Raw genomic sequence first — 24899 nt, forward strand, 5'->3', positions numbered from 1 at the left:
CCGTTCCATGGCATTAGAACATTCGCAACCACTATGCAGATCAAGAAAGACTTCGATTATTACCACAATCTCCATAACGTGGTCACTCATGCTTTACTCCACTTATTGTGCAAAATATCAACTTCTCCGCGTTTTATGCCCGTCCCCAAACGCAATGAAATACTCATAAAGTACCTCAAACCTAAACTCGCTGATAAATCTTTGTCAAACATCAAAAAAGACATGAAGTTGATGCTCAATGTAGCGAGAAAACAAGGCAGCAACTTAGAAATGCGCTTGTATGAGTTAAACTCACAAGCGAACCGAACTCAGCTTGTCGGAGCAGAAAAGCTCTATAATCTGTTGGTCCATCTGTATGATGAGGAAGGGATAGAATCACGCTTATTTGAAGAAGGTAGCGAAGCAGAGCCCGGCATTCTCTACATGCTATCCGAGCAGATCGAACACGGCTTTGATCAAGAGCATAAACAAGTTGCCCCTCTGTCCATGCTCATCCAACTAGAGCAGGCAACTGAACTTCCTAACGTAATAAACGCTCATGGGCTATTTACTGCTGAAATGAAAGAATGGAATGCACAAACGCATCAAGCCCATATCTTAGTTCACCCTACTTGAAACCACCTCGTCACTAACGCTAAGTGTCTGTCGTCTGTAAGTTTGACACCCACTTTTAGTGCTTTCCCCCCTCCACTCCACCAAGCTTATTGTTTCTGTAACCATCCAATAACTTGCCGCCAAAGCTGCGGATCGACAGTGGCAGGTATTGCTTGTTTATAGAAAAAGGCTTCTTGATATTGAGTATCTTCAGAAATCTTACCGAGTGTCGGATATTGCCGAAAGTGTTGTAACAGTTGGTGAGTTCTTTCAACTCTATCGTCATACACAAAGCAGCGGTTCAATACAAACGCCAATGCAACCTTGCGAGAGCTTAATATCCCTGAGTCAATCACAACAAAATCAGTATCGCGTTTTACTTTAAGTGTTGTAGCAATATTAGATAAGCTTCGCAGTGAAGGATTATAGGGCAGGGAACGGCCCGGAAGCACTTCTTTTGCCCAGTCGTGGCATGATCGTTGTCTGTCAAAGTCAATCACCTCAACGTTATATCCAAGGTGGATTAGATGGCTAATTAATGCCGCCGCGCACGTTGACTTACCGACACCACCTTTTTGGTTCATGACTAAAATTTTTTTAGCTTGACTGTAATGTAAGCTTATCGTGTCTTGTTGTTTACTGTACAACGGCGACTCCTAAACATGAAAGAATATTTCAATTCAATGCGTTAAGTGTTGTATAAGAAGCATACGAAGTAAAGAAACGGGACGAATAATGTTCTGCTTGTTCTGTAAATGCAGCAGATTGCATCAGTACAGTATTACTTTTATAGAGGACGGATGACTCTCATTGTGTAGATCCAGCTATTTAAGAAACAAACGAGCGCTCTCTGCTGACAGAAAGGAAAAACGAAGAAAAAGAAAAAGAAAAAGGAGTATTGAGATAGAGCTTTTCGCGCTCTATCTCAATATTCTGTTAGTCTGGGATCACCAGTTCCCCCATTGGCACATTACGCGCCTTTTGCTCATCATTATAAAAGACATGCTTTCGAACCGACCAACCATAACGAATGTACTTGGTGTCCGTCAGGTAATAACCATCCCCCGACCAATGCGTTTCGCGGTGTTCATTGCTTTGGGCTGGGTCATTTAAAAACGCCGTGGACGGATGATTCAAGCACGCCTTGCGAAGTTCAGAAAACAAGTTACGGGAGTGTCTGGACCACGCCAGTATCAAGGTTCTGACCGTTTTTGTTGCATGGTAACCTGAACGTGAGTCACTGCACTGGGCATCATAATCCGTGTAGGTGGCAACAATGACCGCCTTTGCCCACGGTGGAATAATCAATGATGCTTGAAACGCTTTCTCCTTCTCTTGCTGCTCTCTGTTTTGTCGTTCCCATTCTAGTTGCTCTGCTCGCGCTATCGCTTCATCTTCCGCTTTGGCGTTCATTTCCACTTGTTGAATGTTTTGTCTGGCTTTTTCTACAAACGTGTTATCGAACTCGTAGCTGTGAATGGCCTCGATAAGTGATAGGTGGTGCTGGTCATGCAACCATGGTTTATCTAAGTCGTATTGGTGGCGCAGATAATAAGCCAGCATGCTTAAGCAATGCTCTGCAAATCCCACATCATTACCACCACAACCTAAATCCAAGCGGCATTCGTACGTCTCTTCATTATCAAAGTGCACCGTGACCTTGGTTTTATCATAGCCACCTCGCGGATTGGTCTTGGCGACCTCTAGCGCTTTGCGCTCAAAGTCCATAAAGTCATACATCGTCTCTTCTTTAAACTCTGGTGACTCTGACCAATGCACTTTGACCGATATCGGTTTGATTTTCACTCCGGTAGAGAGTACTGAACTAACCTCATTCATATTTGCCTCTCCTGTCGTCTAATGCGTGCCGAGTACGTGTGTTAATGAGATATATTGCGGCTGGTGGGCAAGGTTGCTGTAGCCAATAAACACACCATCAGAAGCAAGTCGCAAACGCTCAGGCTTGACGTGTAAGCACTGCCCGATGAGTGTTAAGCGCATTACGCTCGACGATTCGATAGCTTGCTTAATGCGCTCCAAGTGAGGGACGCTATTTGGATTCAGGGTTGGTAGGTCAATGTCTATCTTAGATAGCCACTGCTGCTCTTTAGATGAAAGTTCAAGCAAGGCACTTTCAAAACTGGCTTGGTATTGCTTGGTAATAGAAGAAGGGAGCACGGGCAATAAATGGTCATGAAGTAAAACCAGTAATAGGGCATCTTGTGGTTTGGTTAACCATGGCAGTGTTGAGGCGCGTTTAAACGCATGCTGTCCTTGATACATTTCACGCTCTGCAAATCCCAAGTCTACAAGTACATTGAGCCAGCGCCTTATGGTATCGGGAGACTTTTCAATCCCCATATGTTCTGCTTGTTCACACAAGCTATCGAGGGACTTTGTATAGCGGCTAGGAAGCTGAGCAAGTAATCGAAAGACCGCCTCTATATTTGAAAATGACATGTTATTGTTCTCCTGTTACAAAGAAAAAGCCGCAACATTTCTGCTGCGGCTGGTGGTGATGACGATTACGCTTCGTCGTAGTTCTCGTACGTAATCAAAGGATGATGCTCTGGGTGGGAAGGTAACGTTGTAGTGGGTTGCTCCTCATCAATCGCTTTATCAATGAGAGCTGCGGTAGTACCGACAAAAGCGGACACCATAAATCCGCCTGCGGTGATGGTGCCAATCGCTCCAAAAATTGGCGCAGCCGTAATGACGCCTGCGACACTGGCTGTTCCTGCGACGGCCTTACCTACAGTTTGATACCAAGACATATTTGTCTCCTTTTGTTGTTTGAGTGATAGTAAAAAGGCCACCTCGCAATGAGATGGCCTTAGATGTCAATACAGATTGTTGTTGACTCGTTTTTACGATTTGGCTTGGCAGCCTTTGGGAGTGGGAATATCGGATGGCTCTGCTCCTTTTTGTTTGGCTTCTTTCACTGCTTGCGCATAGGTCACGCATTTTCCTATCTGCGAATTCACCGCGCCAGAATCGACGGCAGGATTACCTCCGAGCGTACCGCCCGCAAGAGCGACTGGCGAAGTTATCATCAACACAGAAATATGTATAAGGGTTGTCAGTTTCATGTTTTATCCTTTGAGATTAAAAGCCATCAACTTCTGGGGAAAGGTGATGGTCTTTGTGGGTAGTAAAATAATCTTCTGCTTTAAAATCAGAAGGGTAGGTAAAAGAGAGGGTGGAAACGTTCGCGTCCTCAATTAAAGGCAACGCCAAAGAACGTACCGGAGCGTGATTTGATGCTCGAAAGAGCAGCAAAAGCGTATCACGTAAAACCAAGAGTCCCAGAGGTTCAACCTGAAGACGCTCTTGCTGCAAAACTGGACTCGATAGCGTTAACAAACGCTCATGAAACAAGGCAGAATGCACTTGCTTTAAGACATGGCGCTGCGCTTCACTCCAATGTTGAATGTCGACCACATCAACGTGCACCTTGTTTAACCAAGCAATCACCTTTGAGCGCGAACTCCCAAACATCAGAGAGGGCGCACCGTCAGGTGTTGGTAATCCAAGTAATTCATCAGGCAATGCGGAGCCAAGGTATCGACTCAAGATTTTCTGACTAACGGTTTCCTTCTGGTCGTACTTTAATAAGTGATGGGACATTTTTCGGTATCGATGCGGCTGCGATGAGTCATCGCATTCCACATTAAATAGCTCAACAATCACCTCATCGAGGTAACGTTTGATGCTGCGCGTACTACGTTCAATCCCAACTTGAGCAAGCGCATGTTGCAATGCTTTGACATCGGTCCATCGTTGATAGGGAATGAACATCAAGGTATGCAATAGTGCAGACAGTCCTTCGAGTGAACTTTTGTTGCTCATAAAGACCTCATCACACCCAATGACAAATAATGTCGAAGCCTAATCAAGACATGGACAAATAACGTCCACGTCTTTTCCTGCTTTACTAAAGTGTGACGTTCTGCCGCATGATAGTTACACCTGCACACCGATATCGTCATACACGTCCATCTCAAGGTACGCCAGAAAGTTGCGCTCCCAGAGTTGATAAAGCTCATGTGCACTTTGCCGAGTGCGCTCTGGAATGCCACACGAGTAAGCGCCATGACTTTCAAAATCAAAATCCAAGGCTTTCTCAAGCTCAGGGTAATAATTCCCCATGTAGGCAAAATCCGTGACGTACTGATAATGCCACTCCCCACTTGAGTGTTTCACTAGGCAGATTTCAACCGGATGGAACCCGCCTTGCTCTGCGCTGTAATCCTTATCGCGAAAATTAAACACAATGGTGCGACAAGAAACCAAAGCGTCAGCAAGCGACGCATTCAGCGTGATTTGATTGGCTAGCGTTTCAACCAAGCGGGTGGTTAATAAATCCGACACCGGAAACGCCTTTCCTGAAATGTGGTGGGTTAAGAACCCGATTTGAGTTCGGATAGCAGATTGTTTAGACACAGTGAGTCCTCCTACGGACGTAAGATTAAATAAAGGTAGATAAAGGATATCCGTCATACTGACGGTATGATTTCGGTTTTGACCTAAACGTTTCGATTAAGAAAACCGACGTAAAGAAAAGACATCGCTTAAAAGCGATGCAGAGAAATAATCAGAACAAGTAAACGATGAAGATGATGGAAAAGTTCAAGATGGCACACCACTAGATTGCGTGCTTTTTCACCACACCGTAAGGTGGCTCTGTGCCATTTATCCAGCACTTCCCTTGGTAGCGGTAAATAAGTTGCTGAAATAGCCACATCTCAAACGCAGAGCGAGGTCTGATACTCACCTCATACCCCGCCTCATCAAGTCGCGTCTTTTCACACCACTTAGCGTCTAAGTCTGATAACATTCGCTTTAACGCATCAAATGCCACTTGTCTTGCATCCTCTTGCGGCGCTCGAACCCAAACCTCTAATCGAGAGCAAAACGGCATTCGATGAAAATCGTCAGCGTTAATCAATAACTGACGCATAGAACGTATCCACCCTTCGCCTTTAACGTTGCGCCCATACAGCTTGATGCATCCAGACTCCGCACTTGATGCCCAATCACACCCAAATTGAATCAACAGGTGATGAAACGTATCAACACCGCAAAACTGCCAACTGCGCGCACGCTTTTGCGTTTCGGTATCAAACAAGTTACTTGACCCAATCAACTGATGCAGCAGGTAGAGGTCAGCACTTAACGTACACTGGTAACGCTCATACAAGCGCTGATTTAAGCGAGAGAGTGTCATGACATCGACCTCTTTAAAATCCAAACGCATTAAGAACTGACGCATCTGCGCTTCAACGTCAGCCAGTGGCACACGCAAAGCCAACTGTTCGTAAACAATGTCATAAGACATGGTAATTTCTCCTATTACAGATAAAAGAAAAGCGACGCTCCAGATAGAAATGTCGCTTGATGAATCAACGTCATAATTTCACGGCCGTAACCCCAATGGTATCGAACTGACCATGATAGAGCGCTGAGCAAAATGCTTGACTCCAACTCGCCAGTAAAGAAGCCACTTCAGGGCGGTTTAATTCACACGTCTGAATATCAGGTTGATAGAACCAACCTCGCTTGAGATTAAAATACAACTCTGGGGATAAAGACGAATACGCGTCACTGAGATGCGCAAAGCTGGCGATAAACACCACGCTCCAGCACGTTTCAAGTCGCTCTAAGCGCACTTCAACGGGATGAGGCCCTTGGCGTGACGCATCATAAGCGGATGCTCGAAAATGCACCGACACTTGCTTAACACGCTCCGGAATACTCGCTTCAGATATCACGACATTCAATTCACCGATAAAAGCCGGTGACAGCAACATGGCTTCACAACCATAAGTTTGTTTCACGTTCATCACAGCCACCCTTTTTCTGCAAAAGACACACATTCTCCGCCTACCACAATGTGGTCGAGCACTCGGATGTCCACCAACGCCAGCGCATCAACCAAACGTCGTGTAATGCGTCTGTCAGATTGGGAAGGGTCTGCGACTTTAGAGGGATGGTTATGTGCAAAAATCACCGCAGCGGCATTGTGCTTAAGCGCCGCTTTGACCACTTCACGCGGATAAATCGAGGCAGCATCAATAGTGCCTTGGAATAGCTCTTCAAAAGCAATCAATTGGTGTTGGTTGTCTAAGAACATTACGCCAAAGACCTCGCGCTCATGACGCGCAAGTTTGCAGCTAAGGAAAGACTTAACAAGATTAGGGTTGGTGTAGACATCACCTTGACTAAAGCTTTGCTCAAGAATTTCAGCGGCTTTCTCGAGAATTTGCAGAGCGGTGACAGGTTCTGAAAACTCGTAGGTAATGGTGGGCAGTTGAGTTGACATAGGTTCAATCTCCTAAGGTTCAAACGTAAAAAAGCCCGCACTGCATAAAGCAATACGGGCGATTAAAGATAGAAATACACCTAGGTAATATAGACCTGTAATTTTTTGATATTACGATACGTAAGCAACATCAACCCCTGCTGATGTATCATCAGACTCACTTGATTTACTTTCTTCCGGTATCGCTTGTATTTGACGCAAGATAGCAATATAAATCACCGCTGGAACGGTCACTCGATACGCAGGCCCCGCGATGTCGACTGCAGCCCATGCTCCAGTCAACACCCACCCTACCGGTCCAACCAAAACTTTAGCGGCTTGAGCAAGAATAGGTCCAGCAGCAAACGGTAGTGTTTTCTTAAACACTTCTCTTGCGATAGTGTGGGCAAACGTAATTAATATTTGGTATGACTTAAAACCGCCAAGCTGGAACAATCGAATGAAGGCCGCAGCAGAAGCAGGACCAATAGGTAGTGATGAATATTCCCCACCAATACTTTTAAAAAACGCCTCTTTTTCACGAGGTTTCATTTTCTCAATCGTTTCTGTTAGTACCGTTTCAAGGATGTTCTTTTCCATTCGTTCAACATCATGACTGTCGTTATAAGGCGCTTTAACTTGCTTTGCGACCTCTCGAACCAGTGTTTTGTAACTTGGCCCATGGGAACGATAAAGATTCATCAAGGAATTTCCGCCCATTCGACGAACCTCTGAGGCGATCACTTCTGGATAGGCACTGTGCTGAGGCGCGCACGCCTTGAAGCGCTCATTATCAGTAAGCGATTCGGAGAGTTTGGTTTTGAGCAGTTCAACGAGAAAATCTAACTCTTCATCAGAAGCAGCTTCAAGAACAGGATTTAATTGGGGATCATAGTGGCTCATGATACTTTCTCCTCGTTAAAAAGAGTAAAGCACTGAGACATCAACAAGGCGGAGCTCGAATAAAAAAACGACATGTTCGGTATCCTTTGGTTTTGATATAGAAATCACCACCAAAGAGGTACGAATCTCGAATGGTGGCAAACTGAACAAGATTCGTACTACCGCAACCAAAGAAACGGCCTCCCGAGGGAGTCTCATCCAGCTTGCCATAATTTGAGTACAGCAAAGCTCCACCATTTACGCGAAGAAATGGTGGCAGTGGTTGAAACGAGGTACGAACTCGACGTTAGATTTTGCTAACGTGAAACGGATGGTAGAGCGTTGAAATGAAAAATTCAATGCTTTTTTGTTTTGCCTTCTGCGCACTAAGAAAAGCAATAGTGCGGCCTTCAATCAATCCATATCTCTAACGTATATCGTTTGGACTGGTAGTGCCTCTAATTCACGAACGACTTAGCGACAATAGTGAGAACGCGACAATGGTCGCCATAATTTCACAAACTTACCTTTCACTACACAACTTCTCACTTAGAAACTTGCTGACTATTCTCTAACAAAACGGTGGCACCTTAAGAGGTATCTTATTATTGCAATATGGCCTCCGCCATAGCGTTGTATTGCATCCCAACATTTTGATAGCACTAAAGCGTAAGCTATCACTTACTCCATGTTCTCCACACATGTTCAACTCTCGGTTTGTGTGGAGTTTTTTTGCCCATTTTTTTTCACCAAAAGCTTATTTTGCTCGATGTCAAACCATACCGACCACCTACCTAATGAAAAAAGAGAGGCCGCTATAGACTGGCGCTCACACTCACGGAGAGTTTGGCAACACCTGGTTGCCCATAGAGACAATCAACAACTCTTTCTCCACGAACTCGCTCGTGAAGTAGAGATAAGTCCTCGCCATTTGAATTATCCGCTTTCTTACATCATGGAATTTTGTGAAAGACTGTCCCTTCCCCCGTTAACTGGTATCGTGCTAATTAAACAAAGGACTGTGCGATTTCAACGTGAATGCCCTAGCGCACATTTTCGGCTCAAACATCAAGGACAATTCTATTACCCTTGCAATGCATCTTTCGACCAACTCTATCAGCAAAAACTGACAGAGATAAGGGCGTTCAATTGGCAGAACATCCATTATGAACCGACAACACTGACAACGCTTGAACTTCAAAGACAATGGCAGGAAGCGAAAAATCAAAGAACCCAAGAAGCACCTTGTCACATCAGCCTTGCGCAACTGGCTAAACGTATTCACCAATGAAAGTGCAGAACGCATTCAAAACAACAAAGAGCCATCGGACAAGAAAGGTGACTACTAAACACAAACCACGGAGTAATATCAGGAGTTAGCTCATGAACATTAAAGCGTTTTCAACCTTGGTCGATTTATCACCTCATACTCTTCGGTATTATGAAAAAATTGGTTTGTTGAAAAACATTCACAGAACTAGTAGCGGTAATCGAACCTATACATCGAAAGACTTAAAATGGATCACGTTCGTAAAACGCTTAAAGGAAACCGCAATGCCCTTAGAAGATATATTGAAGTATGCAAGGTTAAGAGAAATCGGAACAAATACAGTCTTGCAACGCCAAAAGTTACTGGAGCAACATCAAGAAAACTTAAAAATTCATATTGCTCAACAGCAAGCGCATTTAACCGCTTTAGAAGACAAAATTAACCTTTATAAAAACGGAAACATTAATTGACTTAGAGCCGACTCTAACTTGTAGACTGTTCCCTCCCCCATTAAAGACAGGAATATATCAATGGAAAAGTCACGTTTTGATACAGGATTAGAACTCTTAACAAGTATAGACGGTAAAGCAGGTCAAAATGTTATCGATAGTTTACAAGACATTTGCCCTGATTTAGCGAAATATATCATTGAATATCCGTTTGGTGATATTTATGCACGCACCAACTTAAACGTAAAATACAGAAAGATTGCAACTGTAGCTGCATTAACCGCGCTAGGTAATTGCACGCCTCAACTTAAAGTACATTTGAATGGCGCACTTAACGTTGGCTGTAGCGAAGAAGAAATAAAAGAAGTCATACTTCAAATGTCCGTTTATGCAGGCTTCCCATCTGCTTTAAATGGCATGTTTGCATTAAAAGAAGTACTTGCAGAACGAGAGGTACAATAAGATATGGCGCGTTAATATTCATTGAGCTTTCAAGACAAACCTTTCACTAGCAATGGTTCATTTAATTCCATTCCCCAAGTAAAGCGTTCGTCGTTGCCTACATAACTTACGCAGGATTTACTCGTTGGATGAATGGCTTATCACCTAAACCAGAAAAACCAAGGTCATCAATACTAATAGTCAGCATTGATGGCCTAACACCGTTCTGGGTTAATTTATTTCGCTTTACTTTTCTAACACTTTTCTAACCCCAAAAGAACATTGAGGGTGTAGGTTGAAATGGCATGTAAAATATTGCACATAACCACATACGATGCATACATACATTAAACTCAAGCAAATAGACACAGATTATATATAGGCATTGATATGAAAAAACTATTGATTTTCTCTACTATGATGTTGACGGTAAGTATGGCTCATGCGGGAGATGGTTCATATACAGGGGAAATAGCACCTCAGAAGCTTGATAACAACCAAATAGAAATTACGCACACCCAAGAAAAACCGACGTTAAAAGGACGCAATGACCACGCTCTTGAAGACATAAAGTTGAAAGACGTTGAAAATACGCATAAGGATGTTGACCCAAATGCTGTTGTAAACGGCATCGATATCCGCGGTCGTAGCGAATAACCGTTTAACGTAGAGTGACTGGGCGCTCAAGGGGATAATATTATTGATAGAACTCCCCTTTAATCGATGAAACTTTAGATGCATTAAGGCTTGGTAAATAATGAAAGGTATTGTTCTTTATACACTGGTTGTCGCTCTAATTTCTGGTTGTTCAACCTCTACTCTGACTCCAAATCATAATGATGATTTAGATAACGCTAAAGTAATATATGATGAATGTGCTTTAATGAAGGATGTCAACTGTGAAGAGTCGATGGAAGAAGAAATGTAAAGCTTTCAGCGTTGAGCCAAGCAAAAGATTGGTTGAACCTTTACTATCCCCCCAATACACTCTTTATAAAAACTGACAAACCTCTGACGTATAACTAACCTATCAATGCCGTTTTTGATTATCTTGTTTAGGTGTCTTTGTTGCATCCTATCGAGACATCACTACGAAAATCATGGACGATTGAGAGACGCCCTTTGTTTAAAAGCAAAGGGCGTTTTTCTTTAAGCTACATACTGCCACCTAAGCGGCTAAATAAGACACTTGACCTCTTCCTGCTAACTCAATGTGCTCACTCCACCATTGCATCATTTCTCGACGCTGCTCGATATACTGACTGCGGTTGTAAGCAGCCCTCACTTTATCTTTATCCACATGCGCAAGTGCAGCTTCCACCAAATCACCGGCAAACTGAGGCCGTTCGTTTAGAATAGTGCTCCCTAATGCTCTCAATCCGTGAGAAACCATCTTTCCTTTATAACCCATACGCTTGATCGCCATATTGGCTGTTTCACTGCAACAGTGACGCGTGGCGTCTTTATAAGAAGCAAAAATGAACTCACTCACACCATGCCCATTGATGGCTTTCATCTCTTCTAAAATGGAGAGCGTTTGCTTGGTCAGCGGTACAACATGATCGCGCTTTCTCTTCATACGCTCAGCAGGAATACACCAAAGCTGATGTTCCCAATCAATTTCATCCCAACGCGCGCCTGCTGCCTCTCCGGGACGAGCCATGGTATGAAGCTGCCATTCAATCAAACAACGCGTTGTGAAGTGAATGCGGGCACGAGAAAGCACAGACAAGAACGTAGGTAACTCTTCAGGAGAAATGGTTTTCATATTCTCAACTTTAGGCTTTTTGAATACATCTTTAATATCAGTGAGCACATTAAAAGTGATCAGGCCATTATTACGAGCAAACCTCATGATTTCATTCAGTCTTTGACATAGACGGCGCAAGGCTTCTAAGTTGCCTTTACGCTCTAGTGGTTTCAGTGTTTGTATTGCAAGCTGCGGAGTAATATCAGAGATAGGAACTTGTCCTAATGATGGGAGAACATGCAATTCTAGAGAACGTCGAATGTCATAAACATGATCTTCAGAGACCGAGTCACGCTTAACCTCAAGCCAGAGATGCATAACGCTTTCTAATGTAGACGTTAATCGACGTTGCTCTTGCTGGATGCTCTGGTCACGACATGTCTTTGGATCTTTGCCTTGTTCAATGAGTTCACGAGCTTCACGTGTTTTTTCGCGAGCAACTTTTAGAGAAGTATTTGGATAAGTACCTAACGTGAAATTAACACGTTTAGATAGAATAGGGTGGGTATAATTAAGGAGCCATGTTTTGCTGCCATTCGTTTTAACACGAAGACGCAGGCCGTTGCCGTCAGAAAGGATGTATTCCTTTGCTTGAGGCTTAGCGTTTTTGATTTGAGTTTCAGTCAGTGGTTTTACTTGTTTTGCCATGATGGTACACCGTTAAATAAAAGACAGTGACAATGTACCCAATGGTGTACCATTGAAACCAAGTCACAGAGCGTCTTCATTCGCCGTAAAGCGTCAGACAAGCCTTGTGAACACTGGATTTCAGGTATAAAAAAAGACGTCCTAAGACGTCTTTCTTCAATGGTTTGGCGGAGCGGACGGGACTCGAACCCGCGACCCCCGGCGTGACAGGCCGGTATTCTAACCAACTGAACTACCGCTCCGCACTGGTTAGACATTTAAGTCTAAATTTAAAGCCTGGCGATGTCCTACTCTCACATGGGGAAACCCCACACTACCATCGGCGCTAATTCGTTTCACTTCTGAGTTCGGAATGGAAATCAGGTGGGTCCAAATCGCTATGGTCGCCAAGCAAATTCTTTAATCTGGAAAGCTGTTTTTCGTTCTATTTACACATTCAATGTTCTTGCATTGAGTCCATCAAAACCCCTTGGGTGTTGTATGGTTAAGCCTCACGGGCAATTAGTACAGGTTAGCTCAACGCCTCACAACGCTTACACACCCTGCCTATCAACGTTCTAGTCTCGAACAACCCTTTAGGATACTTAAAGTATCAGGGAAGACTCATCTCAGGGCTCGCTTCCCGCTTAGATGCTTTCAGCGGTTATCGATTCCGAACTTAGCTACCGGGCAATGCGTCTGGCGACACAACCCGAACACCAGAGGTTCGTCCACTCCGGTCCTCTCGTACTAGGAGCAGCCCCCTTCAATCTTCCAACGCCCACGGCAGATAGGGACCGAACTGTCTCACGACGTTCTAAACCCAGCTCGCGTACCACTTTAAATGGCGAACAGCCATACCCTTGGGACCGACTTCAGCCCCAGGATGTGATGAGCCGACATCGAGGTGCCAAACACCGCCGTCGATATGAACTCTTGGGCGGTATCAGCCTGTTATCCCCGGAGTACCTTTTATCCGTTGAGCGATGGCCCTTCCATTCAGAACCACCGGATCACTATGACCTGCTTTCGCACCTGCTCGAATTGTCATTCTCGCAGTCAAGCGGGCTTATGCCATTGCACTAACCTCACGATGTCCAACCGTGATTAGCCCACCTTCGTGCTCCTCCGTTACTCTTTGGGAGGAGACCGCCCCAGTCAAACTACCCACCAGGCACTGTCCGCAACCCCGATTAGGGGTCAACGTTAGAACATCAACACTACAAGGGTGGTATTTCAAGGACGGCTCCACAAATACTGGCGTACTTGCTTCAAAGCCTCCCACCTATCCTACACATGTAGGGTCAATGTTCAGTGCCAAGCTGTAGTAAAGGTTCACGGGGTCTTTCCGTCTAGCCGCGGGTACACTGCATCTTCACAGCGATTTCAATTTCACTGAGTCTCGGGTGGAGACAGCGTGGCCATCATTACGCCATTCGTGCAGGTCGGAACTTACCCGACAAGGAATTTCGCTACCTTAGGACCGTTATAGTTACGGCCGCCGTTTACCGGGGCTTCGATCAAGAGCTTCGACCGAAGTCTAACCCCATCAATTAACCTTCCGGCACCGGGCAGGCGTCACACCGTATACGTCATCTTACGATTTTGCACAGTGCTGTGTTTTTAATAAACAGTTGCAGCCACCTGGTATCTGCGACTCTCGTCAGCTCCATCCGCAAGGGATTTCACCATCAAGAGCGTACCTTCTCCCGAAGTTACGGTACCATTTTGCCTAGTTCCTTCACCCGAGTTCTCTCAAGCGCCTTGGTATTCTCTACCCGACCACCTGTGTCGGTTTGGGGTACGATTCCTTACAATCTGAAGCTTAGAGGCTTTTCCTGGAAGCATGGCATCAATGACTTCACTACCGTAGTAGCTCGACGTCGTGTCTCAGCCTTAAGAGAAACCGGATTTACCTAATTTCTCAGCCTACGCACTTGAACCTGGACAACCGTCGCCAGGCCCACCTAGCCTTCTCCGTCCCCCCATCGCAATTGTAAGAAGTACGGGAATATTAACCCGTTTCCCATCGACTACGCCTTTCGGCCTCGCCTTAGGGGTCGACTTACCCTGCCCCGATTAACGTTGGACAGGAACCCTTGGTCTTCCGGCGAGGAGGTTTTTCACCCCCTTTATCGTTACTCATGTCAGCATTCGCACTTCTGATACGTCCAGCATGCGTTACCACACACCTTCAACCGCTTACAGAACGCTCCCCTACCCAATGCACTAAAGTGCATTGCCGCAGCTTCGGTTTACTACTTAGCCCCGTTACATCTTCCGCGCAGGCCGACTCGACCAGTGAGCTATTACGCTTTCTTTAAATGATGGCTGCTTCTAAGCCAACATCCTGGCTGTCTGAGCCTTCCCACATCGTTTCCCACTTAGTAGTAATTTGGGACCTTAGCTGGCGGTCTGGGTTGTTTCCCTCTCCACGACGGACGTTAGCACCCGCCGTGTGTCTCCCGGATAGTACTTACTGGTATTCGGAGTTTGCAAAGGGTTGGTAAGTCGGGATGACCCCCTAGCCTTAACAGTGCTCTACCCCCAGTAGTATTCGTCCGAGGCGCTACCTAAATAGCTTTCGGGGAGAACCAGCTATCTCCAGGTTTGATTGGCCTTTCACCCCTAGCCACAAGTCATCCGCTAATTTTTCAACATTAGTCGGTTCGGTCCTCCAATTGATGTTACTCAATCTTCAACCTGCCCATGGCTAGATCACCTGGTTTCGGGTCTATATCCAGCGACTGAGTCGCGCAGTTAACACTCGCTTTCGCTACGGCTCCCCTAGATGGTTAACCTTGCCACTGAATATAAGTCGCTGACCCATTATACAAAAGGTACGCAGTCACACCACGAAGGTGCTCCTACTGCTTGTACGTACACGGTTTCAGGTTCTATTTCACTCCCCTCACAGGGGTTCTTTTCGCCTTTCCCTCACGGTACTGGTTCACTATCGGTCAGTCAGTAGTATTTAGCCTTGGAGGATGGTCCCCCCATATTCAGACAGGATATCACGTGTCCCGCCCTACTCGATTTCACTTTAAATGCGTTGCCGGTTACGGGGCTATCACCCTGTATCGCACAACTTTCCAGAAGTTTCACCTGACGCATAAAAAGCTTAAGGGCTAGTCCAATTTCGCTCGCCGCTACTTTCGGAATCTCGGTTGATTTCTTTTCCTCGGGGTACTTAGATGTTTCAGTTCCCCCGGTTCGCCTCGCTGCGCTATGTATTCACGCAGCGATACTTACTTATGTAAGTGGGTTTCCCCATTCGGAAATCCCAGACTCAAATGGTTTTTACTACCTAATCTGGGCTTATCGCAAGTTAATACGTCCTTCATCGCCTCTGACTGCCAAGGCATCCACCGTGTACGCTTAGTCACTTAACCATACAACCCGAAGGAGTTTCGAGTTGATGTTCAAATCACCAAAGTTGTCTCTCATTATTTGAATGAGCGAGAGACATTTCGATTTTGCCGGACTCAATTTCGAATAATCACTGTAAAGTGATATTCCCAAGAACACTTGAATGTGTTTTTTGGTGTTTGTCTTAAAGACAAACATTGAGAACTTTACAAACAATCTTAAAGATTGTTTTGTCAGCTTTCCAAATTGTTAAAGAGCTAATCACTTCCTAAGAAGTCATTTTCTAAAGACTTTCAGAGTCGAAGATTCTAACCACGTACGTTTTACTGAAGTGGTTTGGAATTCCTATCCAAAAATACTTAGAGAATGGTGGGCGATACCGGGCTCGAACCAGTGACCCCCTGCTTGTAAGGCAGGTGCTCTCCCAACTGAGCTAATCGCCCACATAAGTTTTGATTCTTCGTGGAGAAGAATGGTGGGTCGTGCAGGATTCGAACCTGCGACCAATTGATTAAAAGTCAACTGCTCTACCAACTGAGCTAACGACCCAATGGTATCCCGTAGGGGAGTCGAACCCCTGTTACCGCCGTGAAAGGGCGGTGTCCTAGGCCTCTAGACGAACGGGACACTGGATTGAAGATATTGGGATATCTTCGTCTCTTTTACTTATAAACCGTATCAATCTGTGTGGACACTCATCGTGTATAATCATCGTTTAAGGAGGTGATCCAGCGCCAGGTTCCCCTAGCGCTACCTTGTTACGACTTCACCCCAGTCATGAACCACAAAGTGGTAAGCGTCCTCCCGAAGGTTAAACTACCTACTTCTTTTGCAGCCCACTCCCATGGTGTGACGGGCGGTGTGTACAAGGCCCGGGAACGTATTCACCGTGGCATTCTGATCCACGATTACTAGCGATTCCGACTTCATGGAGTCGAGTTGCAGACTCCAATCCGGACTACGACGCACTTTTTGGGATTCGCTCACTATCGCTAGCTTGCTGCCCTCTGTATGCGCCATTGTAGCACGTGTGTAGCCCTACTCGTAAGGGCCATGATGACTTGACGTCGTCCCCACCTTCCTCCGGTTTATCACCGGCAGTCTCCCTGGAGTTCCCGACATTACTCGCTGGCAAACAAGGATAAGGGTTGCGCTCGTTGCGGGACTTAACCCAACATTTCACAACACGAGCTGACGACAGCCATGCAGCACCTGTCTCAGAGTTCCCGAAGGCACCAATTCATCTCTGAAAAGTTCTCTGGATGTCAAGAGTAGGTAAGGTTCTTCGCGTTGCATCGAATTAAACCACATGCTCCACCGCTTGTGCGGGCCCCCGTCAATTCATTTGAGTTTTAATCTTGCGACCGTACTCCCCAGGCGGTCTACTTAACGCGTTAGCTCCGAAAGCCACGGCTCAAGGCCACAACCTCCAAGTAGACATCGTTTACGGCGTGGACTACCAGGGTATCTAATCCTGTTTGCTCCCCACGCTTTCGCATCTGAGTGTCAGTATCTGTCCAGGGGGCCGCCTTCGCCACCGGTATTCCTTCAGATCTCTACGCATTTCACCGCTACACCTGAAATTCTACCCCCCTCTACAGTACTCTAGTCTGCCAGTTTCAAATGCTATTCCGAGGTTGAGCCCCGGGCTTTCACATCTGACTTAACAAACCACCTGCATGCGCTTTACGCCCAGTAATTCCGATTAACGCTCGCACCCTCCGTATTACCGCGGCTGCTGGCACGGAGTTAGCCGGTGCTTCTTCTGTCGCTAACGTCAAGTAATGCAACTATTAACTACACCACCTTCCTCACGACTGAAAGTGCTTTACAACCCGAAGGCCTTCTTCACACACGCGGCATGGCTGCATCAGGCTTGCGCCCATTGTGCAATATTCCCCACTGCTGCCTCCCGTAGGAGTCTGGACCGTGTCTCAGTTCCAGTGTGGCTGATCATCCTCTCAGACCAGCTAGGGATCGTCGCCTTGGTGAGCCATTACCTCACCAACTAGCTAATCCCACCTAGGCATATCCTGACGCGAGAGGCCCGAAGGTCCCCCTCTTTGGCCCGTAGGCATTATGCGGTATTAGCCATCGTTTCCAATGGTTATCCCCCACATCAGGGCAATTTCCTAGGCATTACTCACCCGTCCGCCGCTCGACGCCGTTATCGTTCCCCGAAGGTTCAGATAACTCGTTTCCGCTCGACTTGCATGTGTTAGGCCTGCCGCCAGCGTTCAATCTGAGCCATGATCAAACTCTTCAATTTAAGATTTTGTTCGGCTCAATGAATACTGAACATTACATAAGTAATGTTTGAATTGACTGTGCTGAATCTTTCGATTCAATGGTCACTTCGTTTCATTGAAACCTAATTTGAAGCCGAAGCTTCTAATTGGATTATCATCAACGAGTGCCCACACAGATTGATAGGTCTATATTGTTAAAGAGCTTTCCTATTGAGCTTTGCTCAAATCGGACGGCCATTTTAGCGAGTTAAAGTTTAGTGTCAATCACTTTTTTCAAACTTTTTTCAAGCGTTTCCGCTTGGCTAATTGGCTTGCTAACTTGGCTTCTTACTTTCGAAACCTAAGCTTCGAAGCGTTGCCGTGTCAGCGAGGTGGCATTATAGAGATTGCGATCACATTGGCAAGCCCTTTTTCTCGTTTTTTTTGATTTTTTTATCGTTCGGATAAATTTGCGTCAAAAGCGGTCAAAAGAGCACGTTATTTCTACAGTTCTTTGAATTTATCTGCGAAAAGAGCCACTTTTTCCCAATTGGTGTATTCCACTTCTTTGGTCGTATCGGTTTCACCACCTGTCATCGACATAATGAACTTAATCATCGTTTTGTCGAACCATCCGTAACGTGGGTAATAAAGAGCACCAGCAAAAACACCGATTAAGGTTGGTTTCCAAAGCGACTTAATTAGGAACTTACGAATGTAAGCGCTGCCTTCTGGCGTATCCTTTCCTTGGTCTTCTTTACGAGCAGTTAGGTTTACGCAGAAAAACGCTACTTTACTTTGTTCAAGTTGATTGAGGTTTCGCTCAATAAACTGGTACAGCTTCTTATTAAGATGACCATAACGAATAGACGCTCCAATCAGTACCCTGTCGTATTGGCTAAAATCAATCGTCTCAACATTATGTAAATCCACCAGCTCACATTCGAAGCCTGTTAGCTTCTCATCTATATAGTGGAGAATTTTTTTAGTCTGCCCTTCACGGGAGGAATATAGAAATAATGCTTTTGCCACGATTTCCCCTTAGCTACGCCAAAACGTCGGCGTAAGTAGAATAAGTAAGGTAAAGATTTCCAAACGTCCAAACAGCATAGAAACAATCAATACCCATTTTGCTTTGTCGTTCACATCGCCAAAGTGAAGCGCAACTTCACCCAAGCCTGGACCTAAGTTGTTGAGCGTTGCTGCAACTGCAGAAAACGCGCTTAGCTCATCCATCCCTGTAGCAATCAAGCCCAACATACAAACCACGAACACCAAAGCGTAAGCAGAGAAGAATCCCCAAACCGCATCAACGACTCTTTGCGGTAGCGCACTACCACCCACTTTGATGGTATACACCGCACGAGGGTGCACCAAACGCTTCAGCTCACGCGCACCTTGTAACGTCAGTAGCAGAATACGGATCACTTTCATGCCGCCGCCAGTCGAACCAGCACAACCACCTATAAAAGAAGAGAACAACAACAGCACTGGTAAGAATAATGGCCAATCAGCAAAGCCGGTTGTGGTAAAGCCAGCCGTAGTTGAGATGGATACGGTCTGAAAAAGCGCTTGATCGAATGCATCATAAGTTGAGTCGTAAGAATGGTGATTCAACAATAATAAGAAGCACACCAAGAACAAAACAACTTGTATAAAGATGAACGCGCGGAACTCTGGATCTTTCCAATAGTATTTAGGATGCACGCCGCCGGATGCAAACGCGGCGAAGTGCAAAGAATAGTTACATGCCGAGATTAACAAGAAGACAACGGTAATCATGTTGATGGCATAGCTATCGAAATAGCCCATGCTGGCATCGTGCGTAGAGAAGCCACCGATAGCAATGGTGGAGAAGCTATGGCTAATGGCATCAAATGGCGTCATACCAGCCAACCAAAATGCCACGGCACATGCGATAGTCAAACTCAAGTAGATGTACCACAGTGCTTTTGCCGTCTCAGCAATGCGTGGGGTCATCTTAGTGTCTTTTACTGGTCCTGGTATTTCAGCTCGATAAAGCTGCATACCACCGATACCAAGAACAGGAAGAATGGCTACCGCCAACACGATGATACCCATACCGCCAAACCACTGTAGCAGCTGGCGATAAAAGAGAATCGCTTTTGGCAACTCGTCGAGCCCGACAATCACCGTCGCACCCGTTGTTGTTAAAGCAGAGAAGGACTCAAAAAAGGCGTCAGTCACAGACACATTGGGGTTATCTGAGATCAGAAAAGGGATAGAGCCCGCACTGCCAAGTACAGTCCAGAAAAGAACAACAATAAGGAAGCCATCACGCGCTTTAAGCTCGTGTTTGTGCCTGCGGTTTGGGAACCAACAGATCCCACCGCATACAAGAAGTACGAAGAAAGTCGTGACAAAAGGTACACCCGCACCATCTCGATAGATAAGCGCAACCAGCGCAGGCGCGAGCATTGTGACACTAAAAAGTGCAAGCAATAGCCCGACGATTCGAATAATTGAACGAAATTGCATGGATTGATTGACTAGCGAAGCTGTCCCTGTGGCTTCCTATTTTTCATTATTGTCCGTCTAGTGGGGTGACAATTGCCTTTGCACCACTTTTGTTGATGATAGCTTGGGTAAACGCGCTCACTTCACGTAGCTCAATTTCCACCACTAATACCACCTGATCGCTGTATTCAGCATCCACTTCAACCGCACCAAACTGGGGCATAAGCGACTGTGCGATAGGCATAAACCCATAGTCTAACTCTAGTCGGAGTTTTGTGGTTATTTTTTTCTCAATTGTTTGAAGCAGCTTGAGCGCTTGTTGCACGCCGCCGCCATAAGCTTTAACCAAACCACCTGTACCGAGCTTGATGCCGCCAGAATATCGAGTCACTACAGCTGTAATCTCTCCAACTCCGGAGCCAGACAGCTGAGCAAGGATCGGTTTACCTGCCGTCCCTGAAGGTTCCCCATCATCACTAAAGCCCCACTTCATCGAATCTTCTGGTCGACCTGCAACAAATCCCCAGCAGTTATGTCTTGCATCTGCATGCTTGGTTTTGATCTGCTCAACGAATGCTTTCGCCGCTTCCACGCTTGGCGTGTGTGCTAAGTAAGTAATAAAGACACTCTTTTTGATCTCTTCTTCAAATTGAGCAGGCTGAGCAGGAATCAGATAAGGCAGGTCATTCATAGGATTAGGTCACTTTTCTCTTTGTTCAGAGTCTATCACGAGAGGTAATTGTGAGTCGCATAAGATCTGCCTTAGCGCACAATGTTAAACACTTGTTTAAAAAATGTATTGAAATTAACCAATCCGAAGTCCAAACTAACTTCACTGGTCTAACCAGAACAATAAATAAAACGACTTTCCTCTATATCTATTTGCTGCCTTATAGGCGCTCAGCCCGCAACAAATTGGTATACAGACAATCCAAGATTGTATGTCATGGAGATAGACAATGATTTACCAAGCCGAAACCCTACAGGTAAAGGAAGTACAAGATGGTATTGCAGAACTAAGCTTCTGCTCTCCAAAATCCGTTAACAAGCTCGATCTAGCGACACTAGAGTCACTCGACAAAGCCCTTGATGCACTAAAAGCGCACCAAGGACTGAAGGGCTTGATGCTCACCTCAGATAAAGACGCGTTCATTGTTGGCGCTGATATCACCGAATTCTTAGGTCTTTTTGCTAAGACAGACGCTGAGCTCGATCAGTGGCTGCAATTTGCTAACAGCATCTTCAACAAGCTGGAAGACTTACCGGTCCCAACTATCTCGGTACTAAAAGGCCACACGTTAGGTGGCGGTTGTGAGTGTGTGCTTGCAACTGACATGAGAATTGGTGACAAGACCACCAGCATCGGTCTACCAGAAACGAAACTCGGTATCATGCCGGGCTTTGGTGGTTGTGTGCGTCTGCCACGTGTTATTGGTGCCGACAGCGCAATGGAGGTGATCACTCAAGGTAAAGCGTGTCGTGCAGATGAGGCATTAAAGATTGGTCTTCTGGATGCAGTTGTTGATAGCGACGCACTTTACGAGTCAGCACTCAAGACACTGACCTCGGCAATCAACGAGAAGTTGGATTGGCAAGCTCGTCGCAAGCAAAAGACATCACCTTTAACGCTAAGTAAGCTTGAATCCATGATGAGCTTTACCATGGCGAAGGGTCTGGTGGCACAAAAAGCGGGTCCTCACTACCCAGCTCCAATGACAGCCGTTATTACTATTGAAGAAGGCGCTCGCTTTGCTCGTAACGAAGCACTCGACATTGAACGTAAGCACTTTGTAAAACTGGCTAAGTCTGAAGAAGCAAAATCACTGGTTGGTTTGTTCCTTAACGACCAATACATCAAAGGGCTTGCGAAAAAATCAGCTAAGTCAGCAAGTAAAGATACGCAACGTGCGGCTGTGCTTGGTGCGGGCATTATGGGCGGTGGCATCGCCTACCAATCTGCATTAAAAGGCGTACCGGTGTTAATGAAAGACATCGCGCAACCTTCACTCGATTTAGGCATGACTGAAGCATCTAAGCTGCTAAATAAACGCTTATCTCGTGGTCGCATTGATGGCTTTAAGATGGCTGGTATTTTAGCGTCTATCACACCAAGCCTACATTACGCAGGCATCGAAGAATCAGACGTGATTGTTGAGGCCGTAGTAGAAAACCCGAAAGTAAAAGCAGCAGTGCTGAGTGAAGTCGAATCACATGTCGGTGAAGACACGGTTATCACCTCAAACACCTCGACAATTCCTATCAACCTGTTGGCAAAATCGCTCAAACGCCCAGAAAACTTCTGTGGCATGCACTTCTTCAACCCAGTGCACCGCATGCCTCTTGTTGAGATCATCCGTGGTGAACACACCTCTGATGAAACCATCAATCGCGTTGTTGCGTACGCAGCGAAAATGGGCAAATCACCAATTGTCGTTAATGACTGCCCTGGGTTCTTTGTAAACCGCGTGTTGTTCCCATACTTTGGTGGCTTCAGCATGCTACTTCGCGATGGTGCTGACTTTACGAAAATTGACAAAATCATGGAGCGCAAGTTTGGCTGGCCAATGGGACCTGCATACTTGCTCGATGTTGTTGGTATTGATACAGCTCACCACGCACAAGCCGTTATGGCGCAGGGCTTCCCTGAGCGTATGGGCAAACAAGGTCGTGACGCGATCGATGCACTATTCGAAGCAAGCAAATACGGTCAGAAGAATGGCAGTGGCTTCTACAGCTACACCATAGATAGAAAAGGTAAGCCGAAGAAAACCTTCTCTGAAGAGATCTTGCCAGTGCTCGCTGACGTTTGTGCCGATAAGCAGGACTTTGACGATCAGACCATCATTCAACGTATGATGATTCCAATGATCAACGAAGTGGTACTGTGTCTACAAGAAGGCATCATTGCCACTCCACAAGAAGCGGACATGGCACTGGTTTACGGTCTTGGTTTCCCTCCATTCCGCGGCGGCGTATTCCGCTACCTAGATAGCGTAGGTATTGCTGAGTTTGTTGCAATGGCAAAACAATACTCAGAGCTCGGTGCAATGTACCAAGTACCACAGATGCTGATTGATATGGCGGCGAAAGGTGAAAGCTTTTACGGTGCACAACAGCAAGGTTCTATCTAAGGAGGGATTCTAAAATGACTAATCAAACAAGAAATGTTGTCGTAGTCGATTGTCTACGTACTCCAATGGGTCGCTCTAAAGGTGGTGCTTTCCGTCATACACGAGCAGAAGATCTATCCGCACGCCTAATGAAGGGTATTCTTGCGCGTAACCCACAGGTAAACCCAAGCGAGATTGAAGATATCTACTGGGGCTGTGTACAACAAACATTAGAGCAAGGCTTTAACGTTGCACGTAATGCCGCACTACTTGCTGGTCTGCCAATTGAGATTGGCGCCGTGACGGTTAACCGCTTGTGTGGTTCATCAATGCAAGCGCTTCACGATGGTACACGTGCCATCATGACGGGTGACGCTGAAATTTGCCTAATTGGTGGTGTTGAGCACATGGGACACGTACCAATGAACCACGGCGTGGACTTCCACCCTGGTATGTCAAAGACGGTTGCAAAAGCAGCAGGCATGATGGGCTTAACCGCTGAAATGCTGGGCAAGCTGCATGGCATTAGCCGTGAACAACAAGACGAGTTTGCTGCGCGCTCTCATGCTCGTGCACATGCTGCAACCGTAGAAGGTCGTTTTAAAAACGAAATCCTACCAATTGAAGGTCATGCGGCAGACGGCACCCTGTTCACTCTGGATTACGACGAAGTGATTCGCCCTGAAACATCTGTTGAAGGTCTGTCCCAACTTCGCCCTGTTTTCGACCCTGCCAACGGCACAGTAACAGCAGGCACATCATCAGCGCTGTCTGATGGCGCATCAGCGATGTTGATCATGAGCGAAGAGAAAGCCAATGAACTTGGCTTGAAGATTCGTGCACGTATTAAAGGCATGGCGATTGCGGGTTGCGATCCTTCCATTATGGGTTACGGTCCTGTACCTGCGACGCAAAAAGCGCTCAAGCGTGCTGGTCTTTCAATTGAAGACATGGATGTGGTTGAGCTAAACGAAGCATTTGCTGCGCAATCTCTACCATGTGCTAAAGACTTGGGTCTGCTTGATGTTATGGATGAGAAGGTCAACCTTAACGGTGGTGCGATTGCATTGGGTCACCCGCTTGGTTGTTCTGGCTCACGTATCTCGACAACTCTGATCAACCTAATGGAAGCGAAAGACGCAAAATACGGCCTGGCAACCATGTGTATCGGTTTAGGTCAGGGGATTGCGACGGTATTTGAACGACCATAGTTTGTTTAAGAAACGCTAGGTTGTAGTGATCAATCCAACAATCACGAGCAAATGAACCAATACTGAAAATTTTTAGTATTACACTTAAGGGCGGCATCTGATGTCGCCCTTTGTTTTGCGCCAAATATTGCTTACATGCACAAAAAGCATACATTAAATGCTCAAGTTTCATTTTATTCATAGACAAAG

The 24899-nt window shown here is 45.9% G+C and carries 23 protein-coding genes, 4 tRNA genes and 3 rRNA genes; 8 read left to right on the forward strand and 22 right to left on the reverse strand.

Annotated elements, in window-relative coordinates; all coding sequences use genetic code 11:
- Window positions 1-33 precede the first annotated feature (33 nt).
- The gene (locus ACLIIY_RS15070) at window positions 34-615 is read left to right on the forward strand and encodes a DUF2913 family protein (RefSeq protein ID WP_434527858.1); all 582 of its coding nucleotides are present in this window, start codon (window positions 34-36) and stop codon (window positions 613-615) included.
- Window positions 616-701: 86 nt separating this feature from the next.
- On the opposite strand, the gene ACLIIY_RS15075 is transcribed toward ACLIIY_RS15070, so the two are convergent.
- The 11 genes from ACLIIY_RS15075 to ACLIIY_RS15125 all read right to left on the reverse strand — a co-directional run bounded on the left by ACLIIY_RS15075 (window position 702) and on the right by ACLIIY_RS15125 (window position 7798).
- Window positions 702-1241 (reverse strand): ParA family protein, encoded by a 540-nt coding sequence (locus tag ACLIIY_RS15075; RefSeq protein ID WP_434527859.1) that lies wholly within the window; start codon window positions 1239-1241, stop codon window positions 702-704.
- Between the two features lie 289 nt (window positions 1242-1530).
- Complete coding sequence (locus tag ACLIIY_RS15080) at window positions 1531-2433, reverse strand: LPD25 domain-containing protein (RefSeq protein ID WP_434527860.1); 903 nt, start codon at window positions 2431-2433, stop codon at window positions 1531-1533.
- An 18-nt stretch (window positions 2434-2451) separates the two neighbouring features.
- Window positions 2452-3054, reverse strand: coding sequence for a hypothetical protein (locus ACLIIY_RS15085; protein WP_434527861.1), 603 nt, complete (start codon window positions 3052-3054; stop codon window positions 2452-2454).
- A gap of 65 nt (window positions 3055-3119) precedes the next feature.
- The gene (locus ACLIIY_RS15090; RefSeq protein ID WP_267419003.1) at window positions 3120-3368 is read right to left on the reverse strand and encodes a hypothetical protein; all 249 of its coding nucleotides are present in this window, start codon (window positions 3366-3368) and stop codon (window positions 3120-3122) included.
- 93 nt (window positions 3369-3461) lie between these two features.
- Window positions 3462-3683, reverse strand: a complete 222-nt coding sequence (locus ACLIIY_RS15095; RefSeq protein ID WP_267419002.1) for a hypothetical protein — start codon at window positions 3681-3683, stop codon at window positions 3462-3464.
- Window positions 3684-3699: 16 nt separating this feature from the next.
- Window positions 3700-4443, reverse strand: a complete 744-nt coding sequence (locus ACLIIY_RS15100) for a transcriptional regulator (RefSeq protein ID WP_434527862.1) — start codon at window positions 4441-4443, stop codon at window positions 3700-3702.
- A 114-nt stretch (window positions 4444-4557) separates the two neighbouring features.
- Window positions 4558-4986 carry a DUF2787 domain-containing protein gene (locus ACLIIY_RS15105; protein ID WP_406977449.1) on the reverse strand — a complete coding sequence of 143 codons (429 nt, stop codon included), beginning with the start codon at window positions 4984-4986 and terminating at the stop codon, window positions 4558-4560.
- A 253-nt stretch (window positions 4987-5239) separates the two neighbouring features.
- A complete protein-coding gene (locus ACLIIY_RS15110) occupies window positions 5240-5932 on the reverse strand; it encodes a hypothetical protein (RefSeq protein WP_406977440.1) in 693 nt (230 codons plus the stop codon).
- Window positions 5933-6002: 70 nt separating this feature from the next.
- Window positions 6003-6437 carry a DUF2787 family protein gene (locus tag ACLIIY_RS15115; RefSeq protein WP_406977441.1) on the reverse strand — a complete coding sequence of 145 codons (435 nt, stop codon included), beginning with the start codon at window positions 6435-6437 and terminating at the stop codon, window positions 6003-6005.
- Entirely contained in the window at window positions 6437-6916 is a 480-nt protein-coding gene (gene radC / locus ACLIIY_RS15120) for a RadC family protein (protein WP_406977442.1), read from the reverse strand. Before radC ends, ACLIIY_RS15115 begins: the two co-directional genes overlap by 1 nt.
- Window positions 6917-7027: 111 nt before the next feature.
- Complete coding sequence (locus tag ACLIIY_RS15125) at window positions 7028-7798, reverse strand: YaaW family protein (RefSeq protein ID WP_406977443.1); 771 nt, start codon at window positions 7796-7798, stop codon at window positions 7028-7030.
- A 1169-nt stretch (window positions 7799-8967) separates the two neighbouring features.
- Between ACLIIY_RS15125 and ACLIIY_RS15130 the strand changes: the two genes are divergently transcribed.
- The 5 genes from ACLIIY_RS15130 to ACLIIY_RS15150 all read left to right on the forward strand — a co-directional run bounded on the left by ACLIIY_RS15130 (window position 8968) and on the right by ACLIIY_RS15150 (window position 10865).
- Window positions 8968-9126, forward strand: coding sequence for a hypothetical protein (locus ACLIIY_RS15130; protein WP_406977444.1), 159 nt, complete (start codon window positions 8968-8970; stop codon window positions 9124-9126).
- 34 nt (window positions 9127-9160) lie between these two features.
- A complete protein-coding gene (locus tag ACLIIY_RS15135; RefSeq protein ID WP_406977445.1) occupies window positions 9161-9517 on the forward strand; it encodes a MerR family transcriptional regulator in 357 nt (118 codons plus the stop codon).
- Window positions 9518-9577: 60 nt separating this feature from the next.
- The gene (locus ACLIIY_RS15140; RefSeq protein WP_406977446.1) at window positions 9578-9958 is read left to right on the forward strand and encodes a carboxymuconolactone decarboxylase family protein; all 381 of its coding nucleotides are present in this window, start codon (window positions 9578-9580) and stop codon (window positions 9956-9958) included.
- A gap of 369 nt (window positions 9959-10327) precedes the next feature.
- Complete coding sequence (locus ACLIIY_RS15145) at window positions 10328-10594, forward strand: hypothetical protein (protein WP_270052069.1); 267 nt, start codon at window positions 10328-10330, stop codon at window positions 10592-10594.
- Window positions 10595-10694: 100 nt separating this feature from the next.
- Window positions 10695-10865 (forward strand): hypothetical protein, encoded by a 171-nt coding sequence (locus ACLIIY_RS15150; RefSeq protein WP_406977447.1) that lies wholly within the window; start codon window positions 10695-10697, stop codon window positions 10863-10865.
- 240 nt (window positions 10866-11105) lie between these two features.
- On the opposite strand, the gene ACLIIY_RS15155 is transcribed toward ACLIIY_RS15150, so the two are convergent.
- From ACLIIY_RS15155 to ACLIIY_RS15205, 11 genes are all read right to left on the reverse strand, one after another.
- Window positions 11106-12335: an integrase arm-type DNA-binding domain-containing protein gene (locus ACLIIY_RS15155; RefSeq protein WP_406977448.1), complete on the reverse strand. Its 1230-nt coding sequence runs from the start codon at window positions 12333-12335 to the stop codon at window positions 11106-11108.
- 165 nt (window positions 12336-12500) lie between these two features.
- Window positions 12501-12577: transfer RNA gene (locus tag ACLIIY_RS15160), tRNA-Asp, on the reverse strand.
- Between the two features lie 32 nt (window positions 12578-12609).
- Window positions 12610-12726: ribosomal RNA gene (gene rrf / locus ACLIIY_RS15165) — 5S ribosomal RNA — on the reverse strand.
- Between the two features lie 89 nt (window positions 12727-12815).
- A 23S ribosomal RNA gene (locus tag ACLIIY_RS15170) occupies window positions 12816-15706 on the reverse strand.
- Window positions 15707-16050: 344 nt separating this feature from the next.
- Window positions 16051-16126 (reverse strand) — tRNA-Val (locus tag ACLIIY_RS15175).
- Window positions 16127-16156: 30 nt separating this feature from the next.
- Window positions 16157-16232, reverse strand: a tRNA-Lys gene (locus ACLIIY_RS15180).
- A 2-nt stretch (window positions 16233-16234) separates the two neighbouring features.
- Window positions 16235-16310: transfer RNA gene (locus ACLIIY_RS15185), tRNA-Glu, on the reverse strand.
- An 89-nt stretch (window positions 16311-16399) separates the two neighbouring features.
- Window positions 16400-17952, reverse strand: a 16S ribosomal RNA gene (locus ACLIIY_RS15190).
- Together the 16S, 23S and 5S rRNA genes with 4 tRNA genes alongside form the textbook arrangement of a ribosomal RNA operon.
- 463 nt (window positions 17953-18415) lie before the next feature.
- Complete coding sequence (hemG, locus tag ACLIIY_RS15195) at window positions 18416-18943, reverse strand: menaquinone-dependent protoporphyrinogen IX dehydrogenase (RefSeq protein ID WP_434527863.1); 528 nt, start codon at window positions 18941-18943, stop codon at window positions 18416-18418.
- A gap of 9 nt (window positions 18944-18952) precedes the next feature.
- On the reverse strand, window positions 18953-20410 hold the full coding sequence (locus ACLIIY_RS15200; protein WP_005440865.1) for a TrkH family potassium uptake protein: 1458 nt from the start codon (window positions 20408-20410) through the stop codon (window positions 18953-18955).
- Window positions 20411-20456: 46 nt separating this feature from the next.
- Window positions 20457-21080, reverse strand: a complete 624-nt coding sequence (locus tag ACLIIY_RS15205) for a YigZ family protein (RefSeq protein WP_005440863.1) — start codon at window positions 21078-21080, stop codon at window positions 20457-20459.
- Window positions 21081-21348: 268 nt separating this feature from the next.
- On the opposite strand from ACLIIY_RS15205, the gene fadB reads away from it, so the two are divergent.
- A complete protein-coding gene (gene fadB / locus ACLIIY_RS15210; protein WP_045451465.1) occupies window positions 21349-23520 on the forward strand; it encodes a fatty acid oxidation complex subunit alpha FadB in 2172 nt (723 codons plus the stop codon).
- A 14-nt stretch (window positions 23521-23534) separates the two neighbouring features.
- Entirely contained in the window at window positions 23535-24710 is a 1176-nt protein-coding gene (gene fadA, locus ACLIIY_RS15215; protein WP_005426042.1) for an acetyl-CoA C-acyltransferase FadA, read from the forward strand.
- The last annotated feature ends 189 nt before the right edge of the window (window positions 24711-24899 follow it).

The organism is Vibrio sp. K4 (assembly GCF_051122595.1).
GTDB classification, from domain to species: domain Bacteria; phylum Pseudomonadota; class Gammaproteobacteria; order Enterobacterales; family Vibrionaceae; genus Vibrio; species Vibrio owensii.